Source organism: Kitasatospora sp. NEAU-CNBT7, from assembly GCF_057220535.1.
This window is the reverse complement of sequence record NZ_JBXQQB010000031.1, coordinates 1-22,010: the sequence shown is the minus strand read 5'-3', so window position 1 is coordinate 22,010 and position 22,010 is coordinate 1. Positions and strand designations below refer to the sequence as shown.

Annotated in this window: 21 protein-coding genes and 5 tRNA genes; 8 read left to right on the top strand and 18 right to left on the bottom strand. The window is 73.3% G+C overall.

Annotated features, from left to right (window positions below; all coding sequences use genetic code 11):
* Positions 1 to 29 precede the first annotated feature (29 nt).
* Entirely contained in the window at positions 30 to 1,055 is a 1,026-nt protein-coding gene (locus AC2TEW_RS30430) for an ATP-dependent 6-phosphofructokinase (RefSeq protein ID WP_484626570.1), read from the bottom strand.
* Between the two features lie 164 nt (positions 1,056 to 1,219).
* Positions 1,220 to 2,188 (bottom strand): thiamine-phosphate kinase, encoded by a 969-nt coding sequence (locus tag AC2TEW_RS30425; RefSeq protein WP_484626569.1) that lies wholly within the window; start codon positions 2,186 to 2,188, stop codon positions 1,220 to 1,222.
* A 242-nt stretch (positions 2,189 to 2,430) separates the two neighbouring features.
* Here AC2TEW_RS30425 and AC2TEW_RS30420 point away from each other — a divergent pair, with 242 nt between their 5' ends.
* Positions 2,431 to 2,664, top strand: coding sequence for an Lrp/AsnC ligand binding domain-containing protein (locus AC2TEW_RS30420; RefSeq protein ID WP_033823072.1), 234 nt, complete (start codon positions 2,431 to 2,433; stop codon positions 2,662 to 2,664).
* Positions 2,665 to 2,684: 20 nt separating this feature from the next.
* On the top strand, positions 2,685 to 3,191 hold the full coding sequence (locus tag AC2TEW_RS30415) for a DUF3515 domain-containing protein (protein WP_484626568.1): 507 nt from the start codon (positions 2,685 to 2,687) through the stop codon (positions 3,189 to 3,191).
* A gap of 177 nt (positions 3,192 to 3,368) precedes the next feature.
* Here AC2TEW_RS30415 and AC2TEW_RS30410 read toward each other — a convergent pair whose 3' ends face one another.
* Genes AC2TEW_RS30410 through AC2TEW_RS30400 form a run of 3 tightly spaced genes read right to left on the bottom strand, consistent with a single transcriptional unit; the run spans position 3,369 to position 6,371 of the window.
* Complete coding sequence (locus tag AC2TEW_RS30410) at positions 3,369 to 4,511, bottom strand: D-alanine--D-alanine ligase family protein (RefSeq protein WP_484626567.1); 1,143 nt, start codon at positions 4,509 to 4,511, stop codon at positions 3,369 to 3,371.
* Between the two features lie 40 nt (positions 4,512 to 4,551).
* A complete protein-coding gene (locus AC2TEW_RS30405) occupies positions 4,552 to 5,553 on the bottom strand; it encodes an NAD(P)H-dependent glycerol-3-phosphate dehydrogenase (protein ID WP_484626566.1) in 1,002 nt (333 codons plus the stop codon).
* Positions 5,550 to 6,371, bottom strand: a complete 822-nt coding sequence (locus AC2TEW_RS30400; protein ID WP_484626565.1) for a lysophospholipid acyltransferase family protein — start codon at positions 6,369 to 6,371, stop codon at positions 5,550 to 5,552. The genes AC2TEW_RS30405 and AC2TEW_RS30400 overlap by 4 nt, the downstream gene beginning before the upstream one ends.
* A gap of 303 nt (positions 6,372 to 6,674) precedes the next feature.
* On the opposite strand from AC2TEW_RS30400, the gene cofC reads away from it, so the two are divergent.
* Both cofC and AC2TEW_RS30390 read left to right on the top strand, forming a co-directional pair.
* Complete coding sequence (cofC, locus tag AC2TEW_RS30395; RefSeq protein WP_484626564.1) at positions 6,675 to 7,391, top strand: 2-phospho-L-lactate guanylyltransferase; 717 nt, start codon at positions 6,675 to 6,677, stop codon at positions 7,389 to 7,391.
* A 207-nt stretch (positions 7,392 to 7,598) separates the two neighbouring features.
* Positions 7,599 to 7,823 carry a hypothetical protein gene (locus tag AC2TEW_RS30390; protein ID WP_484626563.1) on the top strand — a complete coding sequence of 75 codons (225 nt, stop codon included), beginning with the start codon at positions 7,599 to 7,601 and terminating at the stop codon, positions 7,821 to 7,823.
* A gap of 38 nt (positions 7,824 to 7,861) precedes the next feature.
* On the opposite strand, the gene AC2TEW_RS30385 is transcribed toward AC2TEW_RS30390, so the two are convergent.
* Complete coding sequence (locus AC2TEW_RS30385) at positions 7,862 to 8,143, bottom strand: hypothetical protein (protein WP_484626562.1); 282 nt, start codon at positions 8,141 to 8,143, stop codon at positions 7,862 to 7,864.
* Positions 8,144 to 8,295: 152 nt separating this feature from the next.
* Here AC2TEW_RS30385 and AC2TEW_RS30380 point away from each other — a divergent pair, with 152 nt between their 5' ends.
* Entirely contained in the window at positions 8,296 to 9,084 is a 789-nt protein-coding gene (locus AC2TEW_RS30380; protein ID WP_484626561.1) for a GntR family transcriptional regulator, read from the top strand.
* A gap of 272 nt (positions 9,085 to 9,356) precedes the next feature.
* Here the strand turns inward: AC2TEW_RS30380 and AC2TEW_RS30375 are convergent, their stop codons facing one another.
* The 4 genes from AC2TEW_RS30375 to leuC all read right to left on the bottom strand — a co-directional run bounded on the left by AC2TEW_RS30375 (position 9,357) and on the right by leuC (position 12,745).
* Positions 9,357 to 10,091 carry an HU family DNA-binding protein gene (locus AC2TEW_RS30375; protein WP_033823069.1) on the bottom strand — a complete coding sequence of 245 codons (735 nt, stop codon included), beginning with the start codon at positions 10,089 to 10,091 and terminating at the stop codon, positions 9,357 to 9,359.
* A gap of 133 nt (positions 10,092 to 10,224) precedes the next feature.
* Positions 10,225 to 10,572, bottom strand: a complete 348-nt coding sequence (locus AC2TEW_RS30370; protein WP_484626560.1) for an SCO5555 family protein — start codon at positions 10,570 to 10,572, stop codon at positions 10,225 to 10,227.
* Positions 10,573 to 10,721: 149 nt separating this feature from the next.
* Complete coding sequence (gene leuD, locus AC2TEW_RS30365; RefSeq protein ID WP_484626559.1) at positions 10,722 to 11,318, bottom strand: 3-isopropylmalate dehydratase small subunit; 597 nt, start codon at positions 11,316 to 11,318, stop codon at positions 10,722 to 10,724.
* A 5-nt stretch (positions 11,319 to 11,323) separates the two neighbouring features.
* On the bottom strand, positions 11,324 to 12,745 hold the full coding sequence (gene leuC, locus AC2TEW_RS30360; protein WP_484626558.1) for a 3-isopropylmalate dehydratase large subunit: 1,422 nt from the start codon (positions 12,743 to 12,745) through the stop codon (positions 11,324 to 11,326).
* A gap of 232 nt (positions 12,746 to 12,977) precedes the next feature.
* Between leuC and AC2TEW_RS30355 the strand changes: the two genes are divergently transcribed.
* Complete coding sequence (locus AC2TEW_RS30355; RefSeq protein WP_033823066.1) at positions 12,978 to 13,691, top strand: IclR family transcriptional regulator; 714 nt, start codon at positions 12,978 to 12,980, stop codon at positions 13,689 to 13,691.
* A 127-nt stretch (positions 13,692 to 13,818) separates the two neighbouring features.
* On the opposite strand, the gene AC2TEW_RS30350 is transcribed toward AC2TEW_RS30355, so the two are convergent.
* The 8 genes from AC2TEW_RS30350 to AC2TEW_RS30315 all read right to left on the bottom strand — a co-directional run bounded on the left by AC2TEW_RS30350 (position 13,819) and on the right by AC2TEW_RS30315 (position 17,272).
* Positions 13,819 to 13,893, bottom strand: a tRNA-Gln gene (locus AC2TEW_RS30350).
* 4 nt (positions 13,894 to 13,897) lie between these two features.
* A tRNA-Glu gene (locus AC2TEW_RS30345) sits at positions 13,898 to 13,970 on the bottom strand.
* Positions 13,971 to 13,992: 22 nt separating this feature from the next.
* A tRNA-Glu gene (locus tag AC2TEW_RS30340) sits at positions 13,993 to 14,065 on the bottom strand.
* 39 nt (positions 14,066 to 14,104) lie between these two features.
* A tRNA-Glu gene (locus tag AC2TEW_RS30335) sits at positions 14,105 to 14,177 on the bottom strand.
* 36 nt (positions 14,178 to 14,213) lie between these two features.
* Positions 14,214 to 14,285 (bottom strand) — tRNA-Gln (locus AC2TEW_RS30330).
* A gap of 175 nt (positions 14,286 to 14,460) precedes the next feature.
* On the bottom strand, positions 14,461 to 15,966 hold the full coding sequence (gene gltX / locus AC2TEW_RS30325) for a glutamate--tRNA ligase (protein ID WP_484626557.1): 1,506 nt from the start codon (positions 15,964 to 15,966) through the stop codon (positions 14,461 to 14,463).
* Between the two features lie 10 nt (positions 15,967 to 15,976).
* Positions 15,977 to 16,777 carry a fumarylacetoacetate hydrolase family protein gene (locus AC2TEW_RS30320; protein ID WP_484626556.1) on the bottom strand — a complete coding sequence of 267 codons (801 nt, stop codon included), beginning with the start codon at positions 16,775 to 16,777 and terminating at the stop codon, positions 15,977 to 15,979.
* 273 nt (positions 16,778 to 17,050) lie between these two features.
* Positions 17,051 to 17,272 carry a hypothetical protein gene (locus AC2TEW_RS30315; RefSeq protein ID WP_484626555.1) on the bottom strand — a complete coding sequence of 74 codons (222 nt, stop codon included), beginning with the start codon at positions 17,270 to 17,272 and terminating at the stop codon, positions 17,051 to 17,053.
* 616 nt (positions 17,273 to 17,888) lie between these two features.
* Here AC2TEW_RS30315 and AC2TEW_RS30310 point away from each other — a divergent pair.
* On the top strand, positions 17,889 to 21,590 hold the full coding sequence (locus AC2TEW_RS30310) for a sensor histidine kinase (protein WP_484626554.1): 3,702 nt from the start codon (positions 17,889 to 17,891) through the stop codon (positions 21,588 to 21,590).
* A 10-nt stretch (positions 21,591 to 21,600) separates the two neighbouring features.
* On the top strand, positions 21,601 to 22,010 hold a 410-nt coding region (locus AC2TEW_RS30305), incomplete at its 3' end, for a roadblock/LC7 domain-containing protein (protein WP_033822066.1).

Genomic DNA, 22,010 nt, shown 5'->3' with positions numbered 1-22,010 from the left:
CCTACCGGCCCGCGCCCGGGGCACCGCGCTCAGAGCACCGCTTCGGACTCCAGCCAGCGGGCGGTCGGCACGGTCTTGAGCCGGGTGACCGCGTCCCCGATCGACACCAGCCGGATGTCGTTGCCGCGCAGTGCGGTGAAGTGCCCGAACGCCCCCTTGTGGACGGCCTCCACGGCGTGCCAGCCGAACCGGGTGGCGAGCACCCGGTCGCGGGCGGTCGGGGTGCCGCCGCGCTGGGTGTGCCCCAGGATGACCGGCCTGGCCTCCTTGCCGAGCAGGCCCTCCAGCTCGTTGGCGAGCCGGGTGCCGATCCCGCCGAAGGTCCGGTGGCCGTACTGGTCGACGTGGCCGTGCTCGAAGCGCAGGGTGCCGGGCAGCGGCTCGGCGCCCTCCGCGACGGCGATGATGGCGAAGGTCTTGCCGCGCCGGAACCGCTCCTCGATCATCCGGGCGACGGCCTCGATGTCGAACGGCTTCTCCGGGATCAGGATCCCGTGCGCGCCGCCCGCCATCCCCGCGGTCAGGGTGATCCAGCCGGTGTGGCGTCCCATCAGCTCGACCACCATCACCCGCTGGTGGGACTCCGCGGTGGTCTTCAGCCGGTCGATCGCGTCGGTGGCCACGTGCACGGCGGTGTCGAAGCCGAAGGTGACGTCGGTGGCGTCGATGTCGTTGTCGATGGTCTTGGGCACCCCGACCACCGGCAGCCCGGCCGCGCTGAACATCCGGGCGGCGGTCAGCGTGCCCTCGCCGCCGATCGCGATCAGCGCGTCGACGCCGATGTTGCGGGCCAGGATCCGGGCGTTGTCGACGGCCCACTCGATCCGCTCGCGCTTGACCCGGGCCGAGCCCAGGATGGTGCCGCCCAGCGTGAGCAGGCCGGTGACGTCGTCGTGCGAGACCACCCGGCTGCGGCCCTCGATAAGCCCGAGGAAGCCGTCCTCGATCCCGACGATCTCGTCCCCGTGCACGTCGGTGCCGCGGTGGACCACCGACCTGATCACCGCGTTGAGGCCGGGGCAGTCGCCGCCGCTGGTCAGGACACCGATGCGCATGTGGGTGTGCTCTCCCGCTGTGTGGGGCCCGGTGCAGGCGGCCGGGCCGGCCGGCAACAGCGCAAGCCTACGCACCCGGGCCGCCCGGACCCGGCTTCCCGCGCCACCGCGGACGGCCCCGTCACTCCCCCGTGCGACGGGGACCGGCCGCCCGCGGCCCGGGGTCAGTCCTGCGCGTAGTGGTCCCAGCCGCCGACCCGGTCCCAGGGCGCCCCGTCGACCGTGACCCGCCCGCCGCGCGCCGCCCCCGCGATCCGCACCACCTCGCCGACCACCCGCCAACGGGCGGGCAGCTGGACCGACTTCGGGAAGGTGGCCACGATCGCGTGGTCCTCCCCGCCGGAGAGCACCCACAGCAGCGGGTCCACCCCGACCGCCTGCCCGATGTCGGCCATCTGCGCCGGCACGTCGAAGTCGGCGGCGCGCAGGTCGATGTCGACCCCGCTGGCCTTGGCGACGTGGCCGAGGTCCGCGACCAGCCCGTCGCTGACGTCGACCATCGCGGTGGCGCCGAGGTCCGCGGCGGCCGGGCCCGCGTGGTACGGCGGCTCGGGGCGCCGGTGCGCCTCGACGAAGGCGCGCGGCGAACGGAAGCCGCGCTGCAGCACCGTGAGCCCGGCGGCCGACCAGCCCAGCCACCCGGTCACCGCGACCACGTCGCCGACCGTGGCGCCGGAGCGCAGCACGGGGGCGCGGCCCTGCAGGTCGCCGAGCGCGGTGATGGCCAGCGTGATGGTCTCGCCGCGCACCACGTCGCCGCCGACCACGGTGGCGCCGGCCACCTGGCACTCGTCGCGCAGCCCGTCCATCAGCTCGGTGGCCCAGGTGGTGGGCAGGTCGGCGGGGGCGACCAGGCCGAGCAGGATGGCGGTCGGCACGGCGCCCATGGCGGCCACGTCGGCCAGGTTCTGCGCGGCGGACTTGCGGCCGACGTCGTAGGCGGTGGACCAGTCGCGGCGGAAGTGCCGGCCCTCGATCAGCACGTCGGTGGTGGCCACCACCCGTCCGTCGGAGGCCTTCACCACGGCGGCGTCGTCGCCCGGTCCGAGTTCCACGGCCGGGGTCAGCGGCAGCCTGGCGGTCAGCTCCCGGATGAGTCCGAACTCGCCCAGCTCGCCCACGGTCCCCTGCATCTGCCGTCCTCTCAACTCAACTCGTCCGGCCCGGCGGATGGCTCCGCGGCCGTGGTCGGCGCCCCTGCGCCCGTCAGGTACCGTGCGCCCCCGCGCGCAGCGTACGCCCTCGGGCCCGGCAGGGGACTCCCGCAGCGGCCGCACCGCGCGGTAGCGTGGTGATCAGCCTGCCGGTCGGCCCGTCGCACCACCCTGGCCGGACCCGGAGGGCGATCTCCGTTCCGAGCCGCCTGGAGGTCCCTGTGGTCCATGCATACATCCTGATCCAGACCGAGGTGGGCAAGGCGACGGCCGTGGCCCAGTCCATCTCCAAGATCCAAGGTGTCGTCACCGCCGAGGACGTCACCGGTCCCTACGACGTGATCGTCCGCGCCGAGGCCGACACCATGGACAACCTGGGACGACTGGTGGTCGCCCAGGTCCAGCTGGTCGAGGGCATCACCCGCACCCTGACCTGCCCGGTGGTGCACCTGTAAAGCCCGGTTAGCATCGGCGGATGGCCCTGACCTCCCGCCTGACCACGCTGCCCGCCCCGGTCCGCTGGCTGACCCCGCCGGTGGTACTGCTGGGCGGCATCGTGCTGCTCACCGCCGCCTGGACCGGCCCCGCCGACGTCACGCCGCCGACGCCGCGCGCCGAAGCGGCCCGGTACTGCGAGGCCCTGGACAAGGCGCTGCCCGCCACGGTCCTCGGCCACCCCCGGCAGGACCCGTCGCCGGCCTCCCCGTACACCGCCGCCTGGGGCAGCTCGCCCCGGACGGTGCTGCGCTGCGGCCTGGAGCGCCCCGGCTACCTGGACGACGACCCGCTGAAGAACTCCCCCGAGGTCAACGACGTGCAGTGGGGCACGTCCGGCAGCGACGACGGCGGCTACCGCTTCGTCACCACGCTCCGCAAGGCGTACGTCGAGGTGTACGTGCCCAAGGGCGCCTACCCGAACTACGCCGACCCGCTCAGCTCGCTCACCGACGCCATCAAGGCGACCATCCCGGACGGTCTGTGACCACGGACGGTCCGGGACCCGACGGCGGGCGGGGACCCCCCCCCCAGGGGGGGTGTCCTGACGCCGGTGGGCGGGGTGGATCCATCTCGGGGGGGGACGCCACAGGGGAGGTCCGGGGACCCACCGGGTGCGGGACCCCCCCCCCGCGGGGGGGTTCCCCGCCCGCCGTGGTACGGGCTAGCGCAGTCCGGTGGAGCGCCGCAGCGCGGCCTGCAGCAGCCGGTCGATCAGCTCCGGGTACGGCACCCCGCTGGCCTCCCACATCTTCGGGTAGGCCGAGATCGGGGTGAAGCCGGGCATGGTGTTGATCTCGTTGACCATCCAGCTGCCGTCCTCCAGCAGGAAGAAGTCCACCCGGGCCAGCCCCTCGCAGCCGAGCGCCTCGAACGCGGCCACGGCCTGGCGGCGGATCTCGGCGGTCTGCGCGTCGTCGAGCCGGGCCGGGATCTCGACCTCGGAGGAGTCGATGTACTTGGCCTCGAAGTCGTAGAACTCGAAGTCCCCGCCGACCATGATCTCGGCCGGCACGCTGGCCCGCGGGCCGTCCTCGAACTCCAGCACCGCGCACTCGATCTCGCGGCCGGTCACCCCGGCCTCCACGATGATCTTCGGGTCGTGGCGGCGGGCCTCCTCGATCGCGGCGTCCAGCGCGGCCAGGTCCTTGACCTTGGTGATGCCCATGCTGGAACCGGCCCGGCACGGCTTCACGAACAGCGGCAGGCCGAGCGCGGCGATCCGCTCCCGGGCGGCGGCCCGGCCCTGCTCGCTCTCCCACTCGCGCGGCCGGACCACGGTCCAGTCCCCCACGCCGATGCCGTGCGAGGCGAGGATCCGCTTGGTGTACTCCTTGTCCATGCCGGCCGCGCTGGCAAGCACCCCGGAGCCGACGTACGGCACCCCGGAGAGCTCCAGCAGGCCCTGGATGGTGCCGTCCTCGCCCCAGGGGCCGTGCAGCAGCGGCAGCACCACGTCCACCTCGCCGAGCACCTTCGGCGCGGCACCGGGCTCGCTCCAGACCACCTCGCGGCTGGCCGGGCTGCCCGGCAGCGCGACCTGGCCCTCGGTGGACTCGGCGACCTGGTCGACGTCGGGCAGCCTGCCGTCGCTGATGGCCATCCGGTCCGGCTCGTCGCCGACCAGCGCCCAGCGGCCCTCATGGGTGATGCCGATCGGCAGCACCTCGTACTTGCTCCGGTCGATCGCGCGGAGCACGCTGCCGGCCGTGACGACCGAGATGGGGTGCTCGGAGCTGCGGCCGCCGAAGACGATCGCGACGCGCGGCTTGGCCGCGTGGTCCGGGGAGGTCTTTTCGATGCTCATATCGCTTTTGAGACTACCGTGCGGATGTTGCCTGTTCCCGTCACCGGCGCTCCGGCTTCGCCGAACGCGCCATCAGGCCCTTCAGCACCTCGTGGGTGGGCCGGCCGTTGTGCACCACGTCGACCACCGCCTCGACGATCGGCATGTCGACGCCGCTGCGCCGGGCCAGGTCCAGCACCGACTCGCAGGACTTGACGCCCTCGGCGGTCTGGCTGGTGGCGGCGGTCGCCTCGGCCAGCGTCATCCCGCGGCCCAGGTTGGTGCCGAAGGTGTGGTTGCGCGACAGCGGCGAGGAGCAGGTGGCCACCAGGTCGCCCATGCCGGCCAGGCCCGCGAAGGTGAGCGGGTCGGCGCCGAGCGCCACCCCGAGCCGGGTGGTCTCGGCCAGGCCGCGGGTGATCAGGGTGGCCTTGGTGTTGTCGCCCAGGCCCATGCCGTCCGCCATGCCGACCGCCAGGCCGATCACGTTCTTGACCGCCCCGCCGAGCTCGCAGCCGACCACGTCGGTGTTGGTGTACGGGCGGAAGTACGGGGTGTGACAGGCCGTCTGGAGCCGCTTGGCGACCGACTCGTCGGAGCAGGCCACCACCGTCGCGGCGGGCTGCCGGTTGGCGATCTCACGGGCCAGGTTGGGGCCGCTGACCACCGCGACCCGCTCCGGGCCGACCCCGGCGACCTCCTGCAGCACCTCGGTCATCCGCTTGGCGGTGCCCAGTTCGATGCCCTTCATCAGGCTGACCAGGACGGTCCGGGGGCCGAGCAGCGGCGCCCAGGCGGCCAGGTTCTCGCGCAGCGTCTGGGAAGGCACCACGAGCACCGCGAAGTCCGCGCCGGCCAGCGCCTCGGCCGGGTCCGCGGTGGCCCGCACCGCGTCGGGCAGCACCACGCCCGGCAGGTAGTCCGGGTTGACCCGGGTCTGGTTGATCGCGTCGGCCAGCTCCTTGCGGCGGCCCCACAGCGAGACCTCGCAGCCCGCGTCGGCCAGGATCATCGCGAAGGCGGTCCCCCAGGACCCGTTCCCGAACACCGCACAACGGGTCACTGGGCCTGCTCCTCGGTACCGGTCTCCTTGGCCGCCGCCCGGTCGCCCTTGCCCTCGGCCGCGGCGGCCCGCTCCCGGGCGGCCCGGCGCATGTCGTACCGGACGGCCGGCGGCTGCTCGCCGCGGATGCCGGCCAGCACCTCGGTGATGGCCGTCATGATGTCCTCGGTGGCCTCGCGCAGCACCTGGGCGGTGAGTTCCTTGCCCTGGTAGCGGCTGAGGTCCACCGGCGGGCCCGCCGCGACCGTCACCTTGTGCCGGGGGAAGAGGTTGAACTTGCTCTTCCCGCCCCGGCCGTACGGCGGCACGATCTCGTGCGCGCCCCAGTGCGCCACCGGGATCACCGGCGCGCCGGTCATCAGCGCGACCCGCGCGGCGCCGCTCTTGCCGGTCATCGGCCACAGCTCGGGGTCCCGGGTGAGGGTGCCCTCCGGGTAGAACTGGACGCACTGGCCGCGCTCGATCGCGTCGATCGCGGCCCGGAACGCCTCGGCGGCGTCGGTGGACTCGCGGAACACCGGGATCTGGCCGGTCTTGCGCAGCATGAAGCCGATGAACGGCACCGAGAACAGCTGGGACTTGCCGAGTATCCGCGGCGGCCGTCCGCTGTTGTACTGCCAGTGCGCGTAGACCACCGGGTCGATCACCGAGTTGTGGTTGACCGCGGCGATGAAGCCGCCCTCCTTCGGGAGGTGCTCCCATCCGCGCCATTGCGGCTTCACCAGGGCGGTGGTCACCGGCTTCACCAGCACGGCCGCGAAGCGGTACCAGATGCCGTAGTCGGCGTTGCCGAACCTGGCGTACGAGCGGCGGGCCACCCCAGCTCCTCCTCATCCGGTGCGGCACCGAGGTGCCGCACGTCCCATGTCACCCCAGGCCTGCACCGGCCAGGGCCACCGGCCCCGTCCCGCACCCCGCACCGCCGCTGCGGCACTGCCACTGCAGCGCTGCCGTGAACGGGTGGGGGCTGACCTGCGCCTCTTGGCGCGGACCAGTCTCACCCGCGGGCGGACCGACTGTCGAGCGGACCTGCCCGACAGCCGCGGGCACGTGAGCAACCGCACGTCGGCGAGGACGGCGGCGCTGGCCAGGCCCCGGGACGCGGCGCCACAATGGCGCCGATGACCGAGGACACCGTACGCCCCGCCGGGCCGCTCACGCCCGCACCCTCCCCGCCCGGGCCCGGTCCGGGGGGCGCCGCCGTACCCCGCTGGTCCCTGGTCCTGCCGGTCAAACCGCTGGAGGTGGCCAAGAGCAGGCTCGCACCGTACGCGGGGGCGCGCCGGGCCGAACTCGCGCTGGCCTTCGCCCTGGACACCGTCACCGCCGCGCTCGCCTGCCCGTCCGTCGCCCGGGTCCTGGTGGTCACCGGCGACCCGGCGGTGGCCGGACCGGTCCGCGCGCTGGGCGCGGTGGTGGTCGACGACGAGCCCGCCGGCCGGCTCGGCGGACTCAACCCGGCGCTGGCGCACGGCGTCGCGCGTGCGCGGCTGTTCGCGCCGCACGCCCCCGTCGCCACCCTCTCCGCCGACCTGCCCGCCCTGCGGCCGGCCGAACTCGCCCTGGTGCTCGCCGCCGCACCCCCCGACCACCGCGCCTTCCTCTCCGACACCCCCGGCACCGGCACCACCCTGCTCGCCTGCCCCCCGGGCCACCGCCTGCGGCCCGCCTTCGGCCCCGGCTCCCGCCACCGCCACGCCGCCCTCGGCGCCCGTGAACTCCCGCTCCCCGGCGTCCCGTCCGTACGCCGGGACGTGGACACCGGCAGCGACCTGGCCGAGGCACTCGCCCTGGGCGTCGGCCGCCACACCGCCGAGGCCGCGGCCGGCCTGGGGTAGGCCGCGTGCACGAAGTCCCGCCCGCCGCCCGGAGGGTCGCCGGACCCGCACCGGCCCGGTTCGCCGCTCCGTGCCGGCGCCTGCGACCCGCACCCGCCCGCGGCCGCCCCGAACTCGCCGGTCCCGCCCGGCCCGAGGCCCCGCGGGCCGGGTCCGCGCCCCGGACGGACCGCCGGCCGGGCCCCGCCCGCTCGCTATGCTGCTGGCATGCAGGCCACCTCGTTCACCTTCGACCCGGCGACCCGGGCGGGCTCCGTGCTGCTCGACGACGGCACCCCGGTGCCCTTCGACGCCGCGGCCTTCGACGCCGGCGGCCTGCGGCTGCTCCGCCCCGGCCAACGGGTGCGGATCCGCACCGAGGGCGCCGGCGACGCGCGCCGGGTGGTCTTCCTGACCCTGCAGACCTTCCCCGACCCGGGCGCGGAGTCCTGAGTCCGGGACCGACACCGGTGCGCGGACGGCGTCCCGGCTCAGCCGCTCCCGCCGGCCGCCCCGCGGCCCGCCCGGTCGTCGTCGACCTCGGCCCAGACCAGGTCCGTCTCCCCGCAGTAGCGGTGGCCGTAGCGGTCCGCCTCGGCCAGCACCGAGAGCAGCACCAGATGGGCCACGTCGCCGAGTCCCTCGGGGAGCTCCGCCTCCACCCGGTAGCCGCCGCCCTCCGGTCTCCGGCGGACCCGGGCCCTGGTCCCGGTGGCGGCCGCGATCCGGCCTGCGAGACGTCCGGCGAGGTCAAACGCCCAGGTGCTCCGCACGCGACGCCTCTCCATGCATGCAGTCGGTCACTGATCGATCACGCAACGTGAATCTAAGGCATTAGATTCCACCTGATGCATTAGCTTGTCAACGCTGAGTCACCCACCCTGCCGAACGCGGCAGGGGCCGCGCCTGCCGCCGGGAGTGCCGGATGCCCTCACAGGAGCCCCCGTACCTGCGGATCGCCGACGACCTGCGCCACCGGGTGACCCGGGGCGAGTGGCAGGTCGGCGAGCGACTGCCGTCCCGCGCCCGGCTCGCGGTGCGCTACGACGTGGGCGCGAACGTGCTCCAGCGGGCGCAGGAACTGCTGATCGCCGAGGGGCTGCTGGAGGGCCGGGCCGGGTCCGGCACCTACGTCCGGGTGCCCACCGAGCGCCGCCGGATGGTCCGCTCGGGGCTCCGCCGGCCGCACGGCCCCACCCCGCCGTGGCTCGACCCAGGCGACCGCGGCCCGCAGGACAGCTGGGACGCCCACAGCTACGCCCGCACCCCGGCCCCGGCGCACATCGCGGCCCGCCTCGGCATCGCGCCGGGCGAGCCGACCGTCCGCACCTGCTACGAGTTCCTGGCCGAGGGCCGTCCGGTGCAGACCGCGGAGAGCTGGGAGCCGATGGCGCTCACCGACGGCACCCCGGTGCTGCTGCCGGAGCTCGGACCGCTGGCCGGGCGCGGCGTGGTGGAGCGGATGGCCTCGATCGGCGTCGTGGTCGACCACGTGGTGGAGCGCCCCCGCCCGGCCCGCGCCACCCAGGAGCAGGCGCACCTGCTCGGCATCTCGGCCGGCGACCTGGTGACCCTGGTCGAGCGCACCTACCTGGACACCGACGGGCGGGCGGTGGAGACCGCCGACCTGGTGATCCCGGACGCCCGCTGGGAGATCGTCTACGAGCTCCCGGTCGCCGGCGGCCGGCGGGACTCAACGGACCGACCCGGCTGACCCGGCCGACCCGGCTGACCCGGTATCAGGCCGGCGCGCGCCCGGGCAGCACCTCGGCCCCGAGCGCCTACTGCCCCCAGCCCCCCGGCAGCCCCGGGTACCCCCGAACAGCCCACCCCCGGACGGCGAACGGCCGCGGCGGCCCCGCCCCGGAGATGCTCCCGGGTCCGGGCCGCCACGGCCGTCGGTGAAACCAGCGCCACGCGTGCCGCTCCCGCCGCCGGGGCTCCCCCGCGTACTGAGGGGCCGTCGGCTGAGGGGTCGCCAGGGCCTTACTTGGCGGTGGCCTTGCGCGCGGTGGTCTTGCGCGTCGCGGTCTTCTTGGCCGGCGCGGTCTTCTTCGCCGTCGCGGTCGCCTTCTTCGCGGTGGTGGTCTTCTTCGCCGCCGCGGTCTTCGCGGTGGTGGCCTTCTTGGCCGCGGTGGTCTTCGCCGCGGTGGTCTTGGCCGCCGTCGTCTTGGCCGCGGTGGTCTTGGCCGCCGCGGTCTTCGACGCGGTGGTCTTGGAGGCGGCGGAGCGGGCGGTGGTGGTCTTCTTGACCGCCGCCTTCTTCGCGGTGGTGGTCGCCTTGCGGGCGGCCGTCTTCTTGGCCGCGGCGGCGGCCGGCGCGGCGGCGGCGGCAGCGGCGCGCTTGGTGGCGGCGCGCTTCACGGCAGCGGTGGTGCCGCCCTTGCCCGGGGTGAGGGAGCCCTTGGGGGCCTTCTTCACCGAGGGGCCCTCCTTCGGCAGCTTCTTGCTGCCGGAGACCAGGTCCTTGAAGCCCTGGCCCGGGCGGAACCGCGGCACGGAGGTCTTCTTGACCTTGACGCGCTCGCCGGTCTGCGGGTTGCGGGCGAAGCGCGCCGAGCGCTCCACCTTCTCGAAGGTGCCGAAACCGGTGACCGACACGCGGTCTCCTGCCACAACGGCACGCACCATGGTGTCGAGCACTGCGTCGACGGCCTCTGCGGCAGCCTTGCGACCGCCCAGCTGCTCGGCCACCGCTTCGACAAGCTGAGCCTTGTTCACGTCTTCCCCTTCGGAAACGGGCGCCGGATGAATCCATCCGTTCATTTCGCACGTTAGGTATGTATCTGCGGACTTTCAATTACCGAACGCGTGAATCACCCTAGTGTCGCAATGGATTTGCGCGTCGGCGACCTCACAGGTGCGGCCGGCGCCCCTCGTCGAGGTCATGCACAAAGCGACTCAACCGCCGCGCCGCCTCGGGGAGATCGCGCTTCGCGGTCTCCGTGACGATCAGCAGTTGACGAGTGAGAGCGGTCTTTGCATCGGTTGACACGTTCAGCGCAGAAACGCGAGCGTGTGCTTGCTTCAACCGCTCGGCCACAAGCGCGTAGAGCGCCGTGACTTCCGAGTCGTCCGGTTCCTCAGCAGGTGAGGTGTGGTGGTCCGTCCGGTCGTCAATTCGACTGCCGGCTGCACCGTCCGTCCCCTCCGGCGACGCGGGTTCGCCACCCGGGTACGGAGGTTCGGGGAACCGGTGCATGCAACGATTGTGCCATCTGTACGGAGTTGCGCTGCCCCGGGGGTTTATGCAGCCGGGTGCAGCGGGCCGAACTCCCCGTCCCGAACAGCCGAAGACCCGCCCCCCCGACGGGGAGCGGGTCAACCGGCGAAGCATCAGAAAGCGCGTTCTCAGGCCGCCGGAAGGGTGCGCGGCTTGAAGGCGGGGCGGGTGGCCTCGAAGGCCGAGATCGCGTCCTCGTTCTGCAGCGTGATGCTGATGTCGTCCAGGCCGTTCAGCAGCCGCCAGCGGACGTTGTCGTCCAGCTCGAAGGAGGCCCGGACGCCCTCGGCACGGACCTCGCGGGCCTCGAGGTCGACCGTGATCTCGGCGGTCGGGTCGGCCTCGGTGAGCGCCCACAGCCGCTCCACCGTCTCCTGCGGGAGAACCACCGTCAGCAGGCCGTTCTTCAGCGAGTTGCCGCGGAAGATGTCGGCGAAGCGGGAGGAGACGACCGCCTGGAACCCGTAGTTCTGCAGGGCCCAGACGGCGTGCTCGCGGGAGGAGCCGGTGCCGAACTCGGGGCCGGCCACCAGGACGGTGGCGCCGGCCCGCTCGGGCCGGTTCAGGACGAAGTCCTCGTCCTTGCGCCAGGCCTCGAACAGCCCGTCCTCGAAGCCGGTCCGGGTGACCTTCTTCAGCCAGTGCGCCGGGATGATCTGGTCGGTGTCGACGTTGCTGCGGCGCAGCGGGACGGCCCGGCCGGTGTGGGTGGTGAACTTCTCCATGCTGCTCAGGCCTCCACGGCGACGTTGGACGACAGATCGGCGGGGGCCGCCAGCCGGCCCAGCAGGGCGGTCGCGGCGGCGACCTGGGGCGAGACCAGGTGGGTGCGGCCGCCCTTGCCCTGGCGGCCCTCGAAGTTGCGGTTCGAGGTGGAGGCGCAGCGCTCCCCCGGGGCCAGCTGGTCCGGGTTCATGCCCAGGCACATCGAGCAGCCCGCGTGCCGCCATTCGGCGCCGGCGGCGGTGAAGACCTTGTCCAGGCCCTCCTCGACCGCCTGCAGCGCGACCCGCACCGAACCGGGGACGACCAGCATCCGCACGCCCTCGGCGATGGTGCGGCCCTCGACGATGGCCGCGGCGGCCCGCAGGTCCTCGATCCGGCCGTTGGTGCAGGAGCCGACGAAGACCGCGTCGACCTTGACCTCGCGCAGCGGCGTACCGGCCGTCAGGCCCATGTACTTCAGCGCGTTCTCGGCGGCGATCCGCTCCTGCGGGTCCTCGAAGGACGCCGGGTCCGGCACGTCGGCGCCCAGCGGGGCGCCCTGTCCGGGGTTGGTGCCCCAGGTGACGAACGGGGTGAGCTCGGCGGCGTCGATGAAGATCTCGTGGTCGAAGACCGCGTCCTCGTCGGTGGCCAGGGTCTCCCAGTACGCGACCGCGGCGTCCCAGTCCTCGCCCTGGGGGGCGTGCGGGCGCCCCTTCAGGTAGTCGAAGGTGGTCCGGTCCGGGGCGATCATGCCGGCCCGGGCGCCCGCCTCGATCGACATGTTGCAGACGGTCATCCGGGCCTCCATGGAGAGGCTGCGGATGGCGGAGCCGCGGTACTCCAGGACGTAGCCCTGGCCGCCGCCGGTGCCGATCTTCGTGATGACGGCCAGGATCAGGTCCTTGGCGGTGACGCCCTCGGGCAGCTCGCCCTCGACCGTGATCGCCATCGTCCTGAACGGGGCCAGCGGCAGCGTCTGGGTGGCCAGCACGTGCTCGACCTGGCTGGTGCCGATGCCGAACGCCAGCGCGCCGAACGCGCCGTGGGTGGAGGTGTGCGAGTCGCCGCAGACCACGGTGGTGCCCGGCTGGGTCAGGCCCAGCTGCGGGCCGACCACGTGCACCACGCCCTGCTCGATGTCGCCCAGCGAGTGGATCCGGACGCCGAACTCCTCGGCGTTGCGGCGCAGCGTCTCCAGCTGGACCCGGGAGACCGGGTCGGCGATGGGCTTGTCGATGTCGAGGGTCGGGGTGTTGTGGTCCTCGGTCGCGATCGTCAGATCGGTCCGGCGGACCGTGCGGCCGGCCAGCCGGAGCCCGTCGAAGGCCTGCGGGCTGGTGACCTCGTGCAGCAGGTGCAGGTCGATGTAGAGCAGGTCGGGCTCGCCCTCGGCGCGCCGGACGACGTGGTCGTCCCAGACCTTCTCCGCCAGTGTCCGTCCCATCGCTTTCCCTCCAGCCGGCCGCATTGCCGGCCTTCTCGTGTCGTCGAGGTCGTGTCCCGAGCCACCCTGGTGAGGCTCGCCCCAGGGCGACCTGCACGCCGGATCGTGTCCAGGATGTGGACACCTGGTGAGGGGTCCATCCTGGGTGTCTCCCGGGCTGCTGCATCCAGAGTGGCGCTTTTCTCGCCGAATTGAACTTGCGTCTCGCGTACTGAGACTGCAGTATCGAGCCATGGACAACACAAGCGGCGTCGGCGTTCTCGACAAGGCCGCTCTGGTGCTCAGCGCACTGGAGTCGGGCCCCGCCACGTTGGCGGGGCTGGTCGCCGCCACCGGTCTGGCGCGGCCCACGGCCCACCGGCTCGCCGTCGCACTCGAACACCACCGCCTGGTCACCAGGGACATGCAGGGCCGCTTCATCCTCGGCCCCCGGCTCTCCGAACTCTCCGCCGCGGCCGGCGAGGACCGCCTGCTGGCCGCCGCCGGCCCGGTCCTCACGCACCTGCGCGACGTCACCGGCGAGAGCGCCCAGCTCTACCGCCGGCAGGGCGAGATGCGGATCTGCGTGGCCGCCGCCGAGCGGCTCTCGGGTCTGCGGGACACCGTCCCGGTCGGCTCCACGCTGCCGATGAAGGCCGGTTCGGCCGCCCAGGTGCTGCTCGCCTGGGAGGAGCCCGAGCGCCTGCACCGCGGCCTGCAGGGCGCCCGGTTCACCGCCACCGCGCTGAGCGGCGTACGGCGCCGCGGCTGGGCCCAGTCGATCGGCGAGCGCGAGCCGGGCGTGGCGTCCGTCTCCGCGCCGGTGCGCGGGCCCTCCAACCGCGTGGTGGCCTCGGTGTCGGTCTCCGGCCCGATCGAGCGCCTCACCCGCCACCCGGGCCGTCTGCACGCCCAGGCCATCATCGAGGCCGCCAACCGCCTCACCGAGGCGCTGCGCCGCGGCTGAGCCGGCCGTTCCCGGCCGACGACACGGAGAAGGCCCGCCCCGGGATCGGGGCGGGCCTTCGACGGTCGGCGGCACGGCGGAAGCGGTCACCGGAAAAACAAAAAAGCCCCGGTCACCCGGAGCTGTTTGGCTGGGGTACCAGGACTCGAACCTAGACTAAATGAACCAGAATCACTCGTGCTGCCAATTACACCATACCCCAAAAGTACCCCCGACCGGATTCGAACCGGCGCTACTGCCGTGAGAGGGCAGCGTGCTAGGCCGCTACACAACGGGGGCCCGCACCATCACTGGTGCTGAGTACCCCCGACCGGATTCGAACCGGCGCTACTGCCGTGAGAGGGCAGCGTGCTAGGCCGCTACACAACGGGGGCATACTCGTCAACCTTATTCAGTTTGCAATTTGCATTGCGTACCCCCGACCGGATTCGAACCGGCGCTACCGCCTTGAGAGGGCGGCGTGCTAGGCCGCTACACAACGGGGGCCTGTACTGCTTGCACTACCTGTTACTGCGTACTGCGCTGGGGTACCAGGACTCGAACCTAGACTAACTGAACCAGAATCAGTCGTGCTGCCAATTACACCATACCCCACCAGAGTTCAACCCCTGCGGGGCCTTCCTCGGTGTCCCGCGCCTCCCTGCCCGGGCGGCGCAGAAAGAACATTACCCGACGCGCGGCCCCGCTCCAAAATTGAGAACCGCAGGCAGCGCCGTGGGCGCCTGCGGGCCTGGTCAGCGCACCAGGCCCGCAGGCGCCCCGGTCCGGCTCAGGAGGCCGGTACGAGCTCCAGCGCGGCCCGCAGCCGGCGCAGCGTCTCGGGGCGGCCGAGCAGCTCCATCGACTCGAAGAGCGGCGGCGAGATCCGCCGGCCTGTGACGGCCACCCGCAGCGGGGTGAAGGCGAACTTGGGCTTGATGCCGAGGCCGTCCACCAGCGCCTCGCGCAGCACGGCCTGGATCGGCTCCGGGGTGAAGTCCCCGAGCTCCTCCAGCGCCGTGATGCTGGCCTCCAGCACCGGACGGGCGTCCGCGGTCAGCACCTTGGCCGCGTCGTCCGGGTCGACCGCGAAGGCGGCCGGGTCCACGAACAGGAAGCCGGCCATCGGCACGATCTCGCTCAGCACGACCATCCGCTCCTGGGTGAGCGGCGCCACCGCGGCCAGCAGCTCCAGCTGCTCGGCGGTCGGCTCGGCCGGCAGCAGCCCGGGGGCCTGGAGGTAGGGCACCAGGCGGCGGACGAACTCCTCGGGCGCGAGCTCGCGCACGTGCCGGGCGTTGATCGCCTCGCACTTCTTGAGGTCGAAGCGGGCCGGGTTGGCGTTCACGTCCGCGATGTCGAAGGCGGCGACCAGCTGGTCCATCGAGAAGTGGTCGTCGTCGGCGGAGAGCGACCAGCCGAGCAGCGCGAGGTAGTTGAGCAGGCCCTCGGGCAGGAAGCCGCGCTCGCGGTAGAGGTTGAGCGAGGCCTGCGGGTCGCGCTTGGACAGCTTCTTGTTGCCCTCGCCCATCACGTACGGCAGGTGGCCGAAGCGCGGGGTGGTGCCGTTGCCGACGCCGATGTCGGCGAGGGCCGCGTAGAGGGCGATCTGACGCGGGGTGGAGGACAGCAGGTCCTCGCCGCGCAGCACGTGGGTGATCTCCATCAGCGCGTCGTCGACCGGGTTGACCAGGGTGTACAGCGGCGCGCCGTTGGCCCGCACGATGCCGTAGTCCGGGACGTCCTTCGGGTCGAAGCTGACCGGGCCGCGGACCAGGTCGTCGAAGGTGAGGGTGTGGTCGGGCATCCTGAACCGGACGATCGGCTGCCGGCCCTCCTGCCGGTAGAGCTCGACCTGGTCGGCGGTCAGCGCCCGGCAGTGGCCGTCGTAGCCGCTGGGCTTCCCGGCGGCGCGGGCGGCCTCCCGGCGGGCGTCCAGCTCCTCGGTGGAGCAGTAGCAGTCGTACGCGTGGCCGGCCGCCTTGAGCCGGGCCGCGACGTCCGCGTAGATCTCCATCCGCTGCGACTGCCGGTACGGCGCGTGCGGGCCGCCGATCTCGGGGCCCTCGTCCCAGTCGAAGCCGAGCCAGCGCATCGCGTCCAGCAGCTGGTTGTAGGAGTCCTCGGAGTCGCGGGCCGCGTCGGTGTCCTCGATCCGGAAGACCAGCGTGCCGCCGTGGTGGCGGGCGAAGGCCCAGTTGAACAGGGCGGTGCGGACCAGGCCGACGTGCGGGTTGCCGGTCGGGGAGGGACAGAAGCGGACCCGGACGGCCGGGTCCAGCTCGGAGTTAGCCACGCTTACAGCCTCAATCACGGGAGACGACCTTGTTGGCGAGAGTGCCGATACCTTCGATGGTGACGGCGACCTCGTCGCCGACGCCGATGGGGCCGACACCCGCGGGGGTGCCGGTGAGGATGACGTCGCCCGGGAGCAGGGTCATCGCTTCGGAGATGTGGGCGATCAGCTCGGCGACCGGACGGACCATCAGGGAGGTCCGGCCCGCCTGGCGGAGTTCGCCGTTGACCGTGCAGGTGACCGCCAGGTCGGCGGGGTCCAGGTCGGTCTCGATCCACGGGCCGAGCGGGCAGGCGGTGTCGAAGCCCTTGGCCCGGGCCCACTGGCCCTCGCGCTGCTGCACGTCGCGGGCGGTCACGTCGTTGGCGCAGGTGTAGCCGAGGATCACCTCGGGCACCCGGTCGACGGGCACCTCGCGGCACATCCGGCCGATCACCACGGCCAGCTCGGCCTCGTGCTGGACGTCCGAGGAGAACGGCGGGTACGCGATGGCCTCGGTCGGGCCGACCACCGAGGTGGAGGGCTTGAAGAAGGTCAGCGGCACGGCCGGGACCTCGTTGCCCAGCTCGGCGGCGTGCGCCGCGTAGTTGCGGCCGACCGCGACGATCTTGCTGGGGAGCATCGGGGCCAGCAGGCGGACGTCCTTGTGGCGGTAGCTCTCGCCGGTCGGCTGGGGCGTCCCGAACGGGTGCCCGGCCAGTGCGTGCAGCACCAGCGAGTCGGGGTCCGAGGGATCGCCCTCGACGACGCCGAAGGAGACGCTGCCGGCGGCAGGGCTTCCCTCCCGGACGGAGAACCTGGCAATGCGCACTGCCCAGCAACCTCTCGGTTCGTCGGCCGCCGGGGCGCCCGGACGCTGGCGGGGCCCGCGGATCGGGGCCCTGCTCGATCATCCCCAGGCTATCGCGTGGCCCGTCGGCCGCCGCCGCACGGCGGGGCCGCCCGCAGCGGGCGACAGGCGGACGTCGGGCGGGCGCGGGCGGACGGCAGCCGGCCCGGGCCCGGACGGCGAAGGGGCGCCGGCCGCGGTGTGCGGTCGGCGCCCCTTCGGTGGCGCTGGTGCCGGCGTACGGCGGCCGGCGGGTCAGTCCTGCGGGGTGCGCGGGGCCGGGGCCACCATCAGCACCGTGCGGCGCGGGTTGGCGGTGCTGCCCGGCAGCTCGGTGGAGTACTCGCGGGGCGCCTGCGCGGTGAAGCCGGGCAGCTGGCCGAAGTCCTCGACGGAGGCCAGGGTCGTCCTACGCGGGTTGGCCGTGGGCCGGATGTTGAGCGTGGACTTCGGAGCCTTCTTCGTCGGCTCGGACATGGCGTCACACCTTGGGTTCGTTGGTCGGGTCCGCGACGGCGGCCGCCCCGGCACGGGCCGGGACTTTTGGACGCGCCTCGGGATGGGCAGGCTGAAAAAGCGGCGGCGCACACCGGTGCGCCCGCCGCCGCCAGGCTAAGGATCTCTTGTCACAACCGCCGTGACCAAAGCTACACATTGCGATGTGACTTTGCTCACAATCGCCGGGAAAATTACCGCGATCCCGGTTAATTCCGGCGAGAGGAATCAGCCGACATAGGGGATATCTCGGACATTTTGGGACCTCCGGCGCGCGGAGGAATCCGCAGCCCACTTGGCATGCATCCGGCAAGTGTCCGAAAAGGGCCGTATTCCGGCACCCCTACCGCACAGTCCGTGAAGCGGCGCACGCACTGGGTAGCCCAGGACACCGACGGGTAACGCCCCTTGTTGGACTTCCCCGCCTGTGCTGGAATGCCACGGAAAAACTCGACACCGCCCTATCCCGCCACCGGCGGGAGGGGCGCCCGGTCCAGAGGTTGCGACGCCAGTGCAGGGACGTTTCAAGAGGGGCAGCGGCGCCGCGGGTGACCCGGAGCAGCGCGAGCCCATGTCAGGCTCCCACCAGGCAGCACCGATGACCGGCGCTGCCGCCGATCGGTTGACTTCCGGCGGCTCCGAGCCAGAACCCGGCGACAACGGCAGCGGCGCGGACAGCGCCGAGCAGGCCGACAAGCAGAGCCGCCGATCCCGGCTGCGCGGAACGCTGAACCGCCGCCGGGCCACCGGCATGAGCCGGTTCGCGATGCGCAACTGGCGGATCCGGACGCGTCTGATCGCCCTGCTGCTGCTGCCCGTGATGGTCGCGCTCGTGCTGGGCGGCCTGCGGGTGCAGACCTCGCTGGAGAACTCCCGCCAGCTGGCGCAGATGAAGGACCTCGCGGACCTCGCCCGCAAGGCCACCAACCTGGCCAACGCGCTGCAGACCGAGCGCGACATCAGCGCCGGTCCGCTCACCGCCCGCCAGGACGCCACCGACCCCGAGGTGGTCGAGGCCCGCAAGAACAGCGACGCGCTGAGCAAGGCGTTCAACGCCAGCGCCGACAAGTTCGACGAGCTCGACCTCGCCGGTGGCAAGACGCTGCTGCTGCAGGTCCGCAAGGACCTCAACCAGCTGACCGCGGCGCGGACCAACGCGTACCGCAACAACGACAACATCCAGGCGACCATCACCAGCTACGACGTGATGATCAAGGACCTGATCGACATCATCCAGGACCTTGCGATCACCTCGAACAGCACCGAGCTGATCAAGACCACCCGTGCGCTGCGCCAGTTCTCGCTGGCCAAGGAGGCCACCTCCATGCAGCGCGCGCTGATCAGCGCCGCGCTCGCCCGCCCCGGCCAGCCGGACCTGATCGCCTCGGACGAGACCTTCGGCATCCGCCTGCAGGGCAACGAGGACAACGCGCTCGCCAACTTCACCGCCATCTACGGCGAGGGCGAGGCCCGGGCCAAGCGGGCCCAGATGAGCTACAACCAGCTGATCGCGGACTCCGACCGGTTCACCAAGGCCGTGCTCAACCCGAACGGCATCCAGCAGGCCGAGAGCCGCAGCTACAAGGACTGGTACGACGCCGCCTCGGCGAAGATCACCGCCGAGCGCAACATCGAGACCTCCCTGGTCGACGACCTCGACGGCAAGGCCCAGGCGCTGCAGTCCGACGCCGACACCGAGGCCCTGATCAACGCCGCGCTGGTCGCGATCGTCCTCATCGTCGCCATCGCCGGCGCGGCCCTGATGGCCCGCTCGATGGTGCGCTCGCTGACCCGGCTGCAGACCGCGGCCGAGGACGTCGCCGAGCGGCGGCTGCCCGAGCTGGTCAAGACCCTGTCGGAGAGCGACCCGCAGGACGTCGACGTCACCGTCGAGCCCGTCGGCGTCGACTCCGCGGACGAGATCGGCCACGTGGCCCACGCGTTCGACATGGTGCACCGCGAGGCGGTCCGCCTCGCCGCCGAGCAGGCGCTGCTGCGAGGCAACATCAACGCGATGTTCACCAACCTCTCGCGCCGCAGCCAGGGCCTCATCCAGCGCCAGCTGTCGCTGATCTCCGAGCTGGAGAGCCGCGAGGCCGACCCGGACCAGCTGGCCAGCCTCTTCAAGCTGGACCACCTCGCGACCCGTATGCGCCGTAACGGCGAGAACCTCCTCGTCCTCGCGGGTGAGGACCCGGGCCGCCGCTGGACCCGTCCCGTCCCGCTGGTCGACGTGCTCCGCGCCGCCGCCTCCGAGGTGGAGCAGTACGAGCGCATCGAGCTCGCCGCCGTCCCGTCCACCGAGGTCGCCGGCCGCGTCGTCAACGACCTCGTCCACCTGCTCGCCGAGCTGCTGGAGAACGCCACCTCGTTCTCCTCCCCGCAGACCCGGGTCCGGGTCACCGGCCACGCCCTGCCCGACGGCCGGGTGCTGGTCGAGATCCACGACACCGGCATCGGCCTGTCCCCCGACGACCTGGCGGACATCAACGAGCGCCTCGCCAGCCCGCCCGTGGTGGACGTCTCGGTGTCCCGCCGGATGGGTCTGTTCGTGGTCGGCCGCCTGTCCCTGCGACACGGCATCCGGATCCAGCTGCGTCCGAGCGACTCCGGCGGCACCACCGCGCTGGTCATGCTCCCGGTCGACGTCACCAACTCCGCCGACCGCCGGGGCGGCCGTCCCGGCGGCCCGGGCGGCAAGCAGCAGCGCGGCGTCGCCCCGACCCCGCGCCAGCAGGGCCGGGCCGGTGCGGCCGACGCGCTCTCCGGCCGCCAGGCCGCCGCGCTGGGCCAGGGCCCGGGTGCCGGTGGCGCCGGGCGTCCGCAGCTCGGCGCGCTGCCGGCCGGCGGCCCGCAGGGCGGTGCCCAGAACGGTCCGCAGGGCGGCCAGCCGTCCGGCGGCCCCGGCGGCCGCGCCGGCGGCCTGCCGACCCGTGAGGTCGGCCAGTCGCTGCAGAGCGGCCCGACGGGCCAGGGCGGCCAGCCGCAGCAGGGCGGCGCGCCCCAGCGCAACGCCCCGCAGGGCAACCAGCAGCAGGGCGGCCAGCAGCAGGGCAACCGCAGCGACGGCCTGCCGCCGCGCCGGGTGCCCGGCGCCTCCGGTGCCCCGGGCGCGCCCGCGAACGGTGGCGGCGCCCCCGGCGGTATGCCGCGCCGCCAGCCCCAGCAGCCCCCGCAGCCGCAGGACGGGCAGGCCGCCCGCCGGCCCGCGCCCGAGCGTCCGCAGCCCCGCGGCGGTGCCGAACTGCCCGAGAACCCGGGCCTGTTCGGTGAGCGTCCGCAGCACGGCCGGGCCGACCAGGCCCAGGCCGGCGGCCCCGCCGCCCGCGGCGGGCTGGCTCCGCGCCGCCCGCAGGGTCCCCAGGGCCAGCCGGCCCCGCAGGGCCGTCCGCAGCAGCAGCCGCAGCAGCTGCCGCAGGCCTCCGCCGAGAGCGCGGCCGAGTCCACCGCGCAGTTCGCCCGTCCCCGGTTCGAGGCCAGCGACATCGACCCGCGCGACCCGCTGGGTCTCGGTCTGGTCGAGCCGGTGCTGCCCAACGTCCCCGGACCGGCCGGCCAGCCGCAGCAGGACCAGGCCCAGCAGGCGTACCCGCAGCCGGGCCAGGCCCCGCAGCGCCAGGCCGCCGAGCGCCCGCAGCCGATGGCCCTGCCGACCGGCCCGGGCCCCGAGGACACCCAGTGGGTCCGTCAGCAGGCCGCCGAGCGCCCGCAGGCCTACCAGCCGCAGCGCCCGGGCACCTCGGCCCCCGGCATCGCCCCGCAGGGCAACCCGCAGCAGGGTCACCCGCAGCAGGGTCAGCCGCAGCAGGGCCGCCCGGCTCCGCAGCGCCAGGCGCCGCAGCAGCCGCAGGGCCAGGCCCGGCCGCAGCAGCAGGCGCAGGCGCCGCAGCAGCCGGAGGCCCCGTGGCGCCCGTCGGCCAACGACGAGCGCTGGCGGCGGGCCGAGCAGCTGCGCGAGCCCTCGACGGGTGGTCTCACCACCTCCGGGCTCCCGCGCCGCACCCCGCAGGCGAACCTGGTGTCCGGCACGGCGGAGTCCGCCCCGCTGACCGGTCCGCAGGTCTCCCGCAGCCCCGAGGAGGTGCGCGGCCGGCTGACCAACCTGCGCCGCGGCATCCAGCAGGGCCGGCAGGCGGGCACCGGTCCGGCGGCCGGCCAGGCCCCGGGTGCCCCCCAGGGCCAGGGCCAGCAGGGATTCGACGGCTTCGGCGGCGCGGCACGCGGCAACCGTCCCGGTCATGACGGGCAGCGCAACGCCGATGGCACCTACGGCTTCGGCCCCGAGCACCAGGAGCGTTGAGTTGAGTCAGATGAGCCAGGCCGCACAGAACCTGAACTGGCTGATCACCAATTTCGTGGACAACACCCCCGGGGTGTCGCACACGGTGGTGGTCTCCGCCGACGGTCTCCTGCTGTGCATGTCCGAGGGCTTCCCGCGGGACCGCGCCGACCAGCTCGCCGCGGTCGCCTCCGGGCTGACCTCGCTGACCTCCGGCGCCAGCCGGATCTTCGAGGGCGGCGAGGTCAACCAGACCGTCGTCGAGATGGAGCGGGGCTTCCTGTTCCTGATGGCGGTCAGCGACGGATCGGCCCTGGCCGTCCTCGCCTCCCCCGACTCCGACATCGGTCTGGTGGGCTACGAGATGGCCCTCCTCGTCGACCGTGCCGGAGCCGTCCTCACCCCCGCGCTGCGCGCGGAACTCCAGGGCAGTCTCCTGCA